The 5753-nt window shown below is 56.4% G+C and carries 3 protein-coding genes; all 3 read left to right on the top strand.

All coding sequences use genetic code 11. The features are described 5' to 3' along the window. Positions 1-1869: alpha/beta fold hydrolase (locus K3F48_RS23130; RefSeq protein ID WP_222577798.1), on the top strand; the 1869-nt coding region annotated here is incomplete at its 5' end. A 280-nt stretch (positions 1870-2149) separates the two neighbouring features. Then, complete coding sequence (locus K3F48_RS23125) at positions 2150-4156, top strand: non-ribosomal peptide synthetase (protein WP_222577797.1); 2007 nt, start codon at positions 2150-2152, stop codon at positions 4154-4156. Further along, positions 4153-5753: condensation domain-containing protein (locus tag K3F48_RS23120; protein WP_255609694.1), on the top strand; the 1601-nt coding region annotated here is incomplete at its 3' end. The genes K3F48_RS23125 and K3F48_RS23120, both read left to right, overlap by 4 nt.

The raw sequence follows: 5753 nt of genomic DNA, 5'->3' as shown, positions 1-5753 counted from the left end.
GAGGCGCCCGTCGGCGAGACCGAAGAAGCGCTGGCGCGGATCTGGGCGGAGCTGCTCGGCGTCGAACGCGTCGGACGCAACGACAATTTCTTCGAACTCGGCGGACACTCGCTGCGCGCCGTGCAGCTCGCCGACGCTCTCAAACAATGGCAAACCGACTTGCCATTACGAGAATTCCTCAGACATCCAACAATTAGCGCGCTCGCTTCTTCGATCCGGAGACAAAGGCGCGGGACGCAACGATCCGTTTTGAAGCAAATCCGCATGGCTGGCGCTGGCAAACCTCTTTTTCTCATCGGCGACGAAACGAGCGACGCCGTGTCCATGTCGAAGCTCATCTCTCGTTTGGACGCGGGATTTCCGGTCTACAGTTTGACTTACGCGCTTCACGAAAGCGACCCGCCTACGACGCCGCGTTCGATCGCAAGACGCCTAATTCAATTTGTCCAGAATGTTCAGCCGCACGGACCTTACCGTCTCGCCGGGTGGCGCGTCTGCGGCGGCGTCATAGCCCACGATGTGGCGACACAATTGCTCGGGATAGATGAGGCGATTGAATTTCTTGCGCTCATCGACGCACCTGACCTTTCCGAGATCGAGCGGTATGCAGGGAGCGATCTGGATGATGAGTCGAGCGTCACGCGCATGACGTGTTCTCGTGAGACTTTATTCGACAGGGAACGCGAACCGACGGCTCGCTATTCGGAAGAGAATCAAAATCCTCATGGAGATGACGCGGCCCGAAAGAAAGTCGCACGCGTATTTCATGAAGCCGTGCGAGATTACATCTCCGAGCCGATGCAGCTTCCTATTTCTTTGATCTGCGCGAACAGCGGCGCGCCGAGCGATGAGATATATGATTGGAGTAGCATTATTCTGGATGAGCGGCTTCGTTCGGCGGGTGCTCGTGAGAATGAGCGCATTTCCGATGACGTGGCGATATCCGCTCTAGGCGATGCGCTCTCAAGGAAAATCCGCGCGCAAAACACGGCTCCCCTGATGACGCCGAGCGACGCCTATGCGCCAAACGTCACGATTAGCTTGGGGCTCCCGAGCGCGACGACGCTTTATTGCATTCCCGGAGCTGGGGGGAATGTGAGCAATTTCGTTGAACTCGCCGGTTGCCTCGGCGACACTTGGTCAGTCGAGGGACTTCAGCCGCGCGGTCTGAGCGACGGCGACGTTCCCCACGCGACAGTCCCAGCAGCGGCAAAGGCATATGTGAAAGCTATACTGAAAAAATATTCGAAGGGTCCCATTCATCTGTTAGGCCACTCCTTCGGCGGATGGGTCGCCTTCGAAATGGCGCTGCAATTGCGCGCAACGGGATATCCAGTGGCGTCGGTAATCGTGCTAGATACGGAGCCGCCGGATCACGTAGACATATCGCTCCGCGATTACACTTCCTTTGAAGCGCGAAAGCGGTGGCTTGCGATCGTCGAACAGGCGTCGAACGGCGCAATTAAAGACGAAAAAGATGACCTCTTAGCCCTGCCGTGGCGCGACTATCCAAACGCCATACATAAGCGTCTCGTGCGTGCCGGCTTTATGCCAAAAAACTCTGACGCCATCGCGCTCGCCGGCAGTATCCGCACGTTCGAAGCGGCGCTCAGAACATTCTATAAACCCGATATCGCTTACCCATACCCGGTTCATCTCGTGCTCGCCGACAATGCCGATCACGACGCGTCCTCGGGTGATGGCGGGCACATCAAAATCATCGAGGGATGGCGGAGGTGGGCGCCGCGCCTCGTTCCTCTCAGGAGCCCCGGAAATCATATGACCATGCTCAAGCCCCCTTTCGTGACGTCTTTGGCGGAACAGGTCAACGACATAATGGAGCCAGCGCAAAATGTCGTCGGAGGGTGACCCATGGACCAGCCGGCATGGACACGTAATTTTAAAGGGGCTGGACGCACGTCCGGTTTCGACCTCCGAGAGGTCACCGAATGCCCGGCGCGCGGCGAAATTGGCCGGCGATATGGAATCGCTCATCGTTCGGGTTGCGCCGTTCGAGCACACCATGCGCAAATTGCGCGAATCCGACTGTCGCCGCGGCGATGCCGACTTGATCGTTGCGAGAAAAGAACGTTATAGTCGAGCGGCATTTCGGCTCTGTGATCATGCTATAAGACTTGGTTGACGCGTCATGTTGCACAAGACTCTCACGGACCAACTTTTTTGGACGGCCGCCAATCATTTTGGGACCAAATTAGAATTCTTCGGGCGCGGCCAGATTGTGCGCTCGGCGTCATACCGCGACCTTCTTGACGGCGCACGGTCCACCCTCGCATGGCTGCAGACTCTCGGGGCGGTCCCGGGCTCCTTTGTCGTGGTACAGACTGCGAACGAATATCGACAAATAGAATTATTCTGGGCTGCCGTGCTGGGAGGGATCGTACCGATCATTACGCCCCATGTCACAAACTGGAAAAACGAAAGCGAGGTGAAAAAACGCCTGCTCAATGTATGCAATCTGCTGCCGCGCAGTCTGGTCATCGTGGATCGGCAAATGTTCCTGACACATTCGGTAAAATTCCCTGGCGACTGCCGAATTATTGACGACGGCGACTATTGCGATGATAAATATCGTACAGATGACGCAAACATCGTTAGCACGACGTCAAAGGACGTCGTATTCGTGCAGTTTTCTTCCGGCTCCACTCGGAGTCCGGTCGGCATACAGCTCAGCAATGAGAATCTTTTAAGTAACATCGCTGACATCATTCATCTGTTGCGTATCACCGCGGATGACACCACTTTGAGTTGGATGCCTTTGTCGCATGACATGGGCCTGATCGGTTTTCATCTGGTGCCCTTGGCCGCGGGCAGCCGGCAAGTCAAGCTCGAAGCATCTGATTTCGTTAGAGATCCGCGAAGCTGGTTGCGGGCAGTTCAGACAAGCCGCGCGACGCTGTCGGGCGGGCCTAATTTTTCGTTGCGCCACTTGACCGACAAAGTTGGTCCCGACGAAGCCGCTGACTTCGATCTCTCGAGCATGCGTTGCTTCCTCAACGGCGCGGAGCCGATTTCGGCCCGAGTTTTAAACGATTTTCTCATTCGCTTTCAAGCGGCCGGGTTCAGAAAGGAAGCCATGCTTCCATGTTATGGAATGGCGGAAGCTTGTCTTGGCGTATCATTCGCGCCATTAGACGCTGCGCCAAAAGTCCATCGTTTTGACCGTCAGGCCATGCTCGAACGAAACCTCGCGGTCTCAACGCAGGGATCGGGGATCGAGTTCGTCGACGTCGGCGCGCCGACGCCGTCGCTGAAAATGCGAATCGTGGGGGAAAACGGCGAGAGCGTCGCCAACGGTAAAATCGGCGAAATCGAAATTTCCGGCGTCAACGTCGCGACGGCGTTCATCCCCTATGAAGCGGGCGCAGACAGGTTCAGCGAAGGGGGATGGCTGCGAACGGGCGACCTCGGCGCGTACATAGACGGTGGACTGATCATTGTCGGACGCCGAAAAGACCTGATCTTCGTCAATGGCCGCAATGTCATTGCGCACGACGTCGAAGAAGCGACGTGCCGCCGCTTAGCGCTGTCGGTGGGTTCGGTCGCGGTCTGTGGCTTTTCGGATCCAGTCGACGGGTTGGAAAAAATCGTTGCGTTCGTCGCCACCCGTTCAAAAAACAGTCAGGCGCTGTGTCAGTCGGCGCACGAGGCTGTCGCGGAGATTATCGGGCATCGTGTCGCCTGGGTCGTGCCGGTTGCCCGCATTCTGAAAACGACAAGCGGGAAGCTGATGAGATTTGCAATGTTGCGCGACTTCCTGCACGGCAAATTCGATGACGTGAAACTTGGCGCGGCGCGCACTTCGCCTGTTCTCCAGCCGTCAATCGACTCGACCCTTGCGCCTATCGTCGAACTATTTGCTGTGCTTCTAGAACAGCCGGCGGACGCGATCGACCCGGATGTTTCATTTATCGCGCTCGGCGGCACGTCGGTGAAGGCAATTGAATTGCTTCTTCGTCTTCAGGAAATCACCAATTTGCCTCTCGACCAAGAAATGCTCGTCGAGTGCCGAACAGCGCGCGAAGTGGCGACCTATATTGAAGCCCGTCACGGAAGCTACGACGCAAATCGTCAATTTGATGACAACACCCACCAAACTGGGCCGAAGTGCCGCGACTATGAGACAGGAACGTTATGAGCAGTCTCGATTCTTTCCTGCGCGACTTGACGCGCCACGACGTGCGATTGTGGGTTTCTGAAGACCAACTTCATTATCGCGCGCCAGAAGGCTCGCTCACGCCTGCGATCCGCGCTGAACTGAAACAGCGAAAAACGGAACTTATGGAGTTGGCCGTATCGCCTGCGGCTCCGCTGGCGGGCGATAATCCGATCGTCAAAACATCTCTCACCTCATATGCGCAACAAGCGCTCTGGTTCTTCGAACAGCAGGGCGGCGACGGGAGCGCCTACCACATTTCCGCGCAAATTCAGTTAAAAGGCGAACTCGATGCTCGCGCGCTCGAACGGGCGCTTCGCGCAATCATTCTCCGTCACGATATATTGCGAGCCACTTTCGAGGAAAAAGACGGAGCGTTGCAGCAGATCATCAGCGCAGGGACTCGTTTCGAACTGCCTATCGAATGCTGGAAGGACGTTGCACCGAGTGGCGCTCAGGAGCGGATTTCCCGTCGAATCGCTGAAGAGATCGCCGCGCCTATTTCTCTGTCTGCCGGGCCACTTATCCGCGCGCGCCTATTCATGTTGTCAGCAGAGGAATATCTACTCTCGATCGTCGCCCATCATATTATCGCGGATGGATGGTCCGCGGATTTGATAGTCCGGGAGATTGCCGAGCTGTATCCATTCTTTGCAAAGGGCGAGTGGCCGATACAAGCGCCTCTTTTTTCGCAATATTCGGATTTTGCGATCTGGCAAAAAGCGCATTCCGAAACCGAAGCCTATAATCGCGCGCTAGGCTATTTCGAGGATCATCTCGCGGGCACGCCGGGCGTGATAGAACTTCCGACCATCCGACCCCGGCCGGTTCGGCCAAGCTATCGCGCAGGTCATGCTTTTTTCTCCATTTCGTCGGGAATCGTCGCGACGCTGCGCGAGATCGCACGCGGAGAAGACGCGACGCTTTTCCATATCGCGCTTGCCGCACTTCAGTTCGTTTTGTTCCGATGGAGCGGGATGGACGATTTTGTCGTCGGCGTCATGATGGCCGGAAGGAGCCGGCGTGAATTCAGGAATCTTGTCGGGCTCTTCGTCAACAGGCTTCCGGTTCGCGCCGATCTATCGGGCGACCCTTCATTCACAGAATTATTGCGTCGCGCGCGTGATGCGGCCGTTCAGGTGGCGGCGCGCCAAGACGCGCCATTCGAAAAGATCGTCGAACGACTTCATCCGACTCGAAATTTGGCGATCCATCCGATTTTTCAGGTCCTGCTCAATTTCCACACACCGCCGCTTGCAAGCGACATGATCGCGGGCGTGCAAACGGACGTCGCTCTCGCAAACGGAAACGCCACGCAGTTCGATTTGTCATTGACCCTTTCCGACATAGCTGGCGAACTTCGCTGTCAGTTGGAATATTCGATGGACCTCTTCGAGGAAAGCACGGCCGAACGATTTACGGAGCATTTTTGTCGCGCGTTAAAATCTTTCGCCGAGGACGAGAACAAGGCTTTGTCGGAAATTTGTCTGCTTTCGGATTCCGAGCGCAAACTCATTCTCGAGGGGTTCAATCGGACGGCGGCGGACTATCCGTCCGAACTCTGCGTGCATGAGCTGTT

Source organism: Methylosinus sp. Sm6, assembly GCF_019802345.1.
Taxonomy (GTDB): Bacteria; Pseudomonadota; Alphaproteobacteria; order Rhizobiales; family Beijerinckiaceae; genus Methylosinus.
The sequence above is the reverse complement of the archived record's forward strand: the minus strand, read 5'-3'. Positions and strand labels throughout refer to the sequence as shown.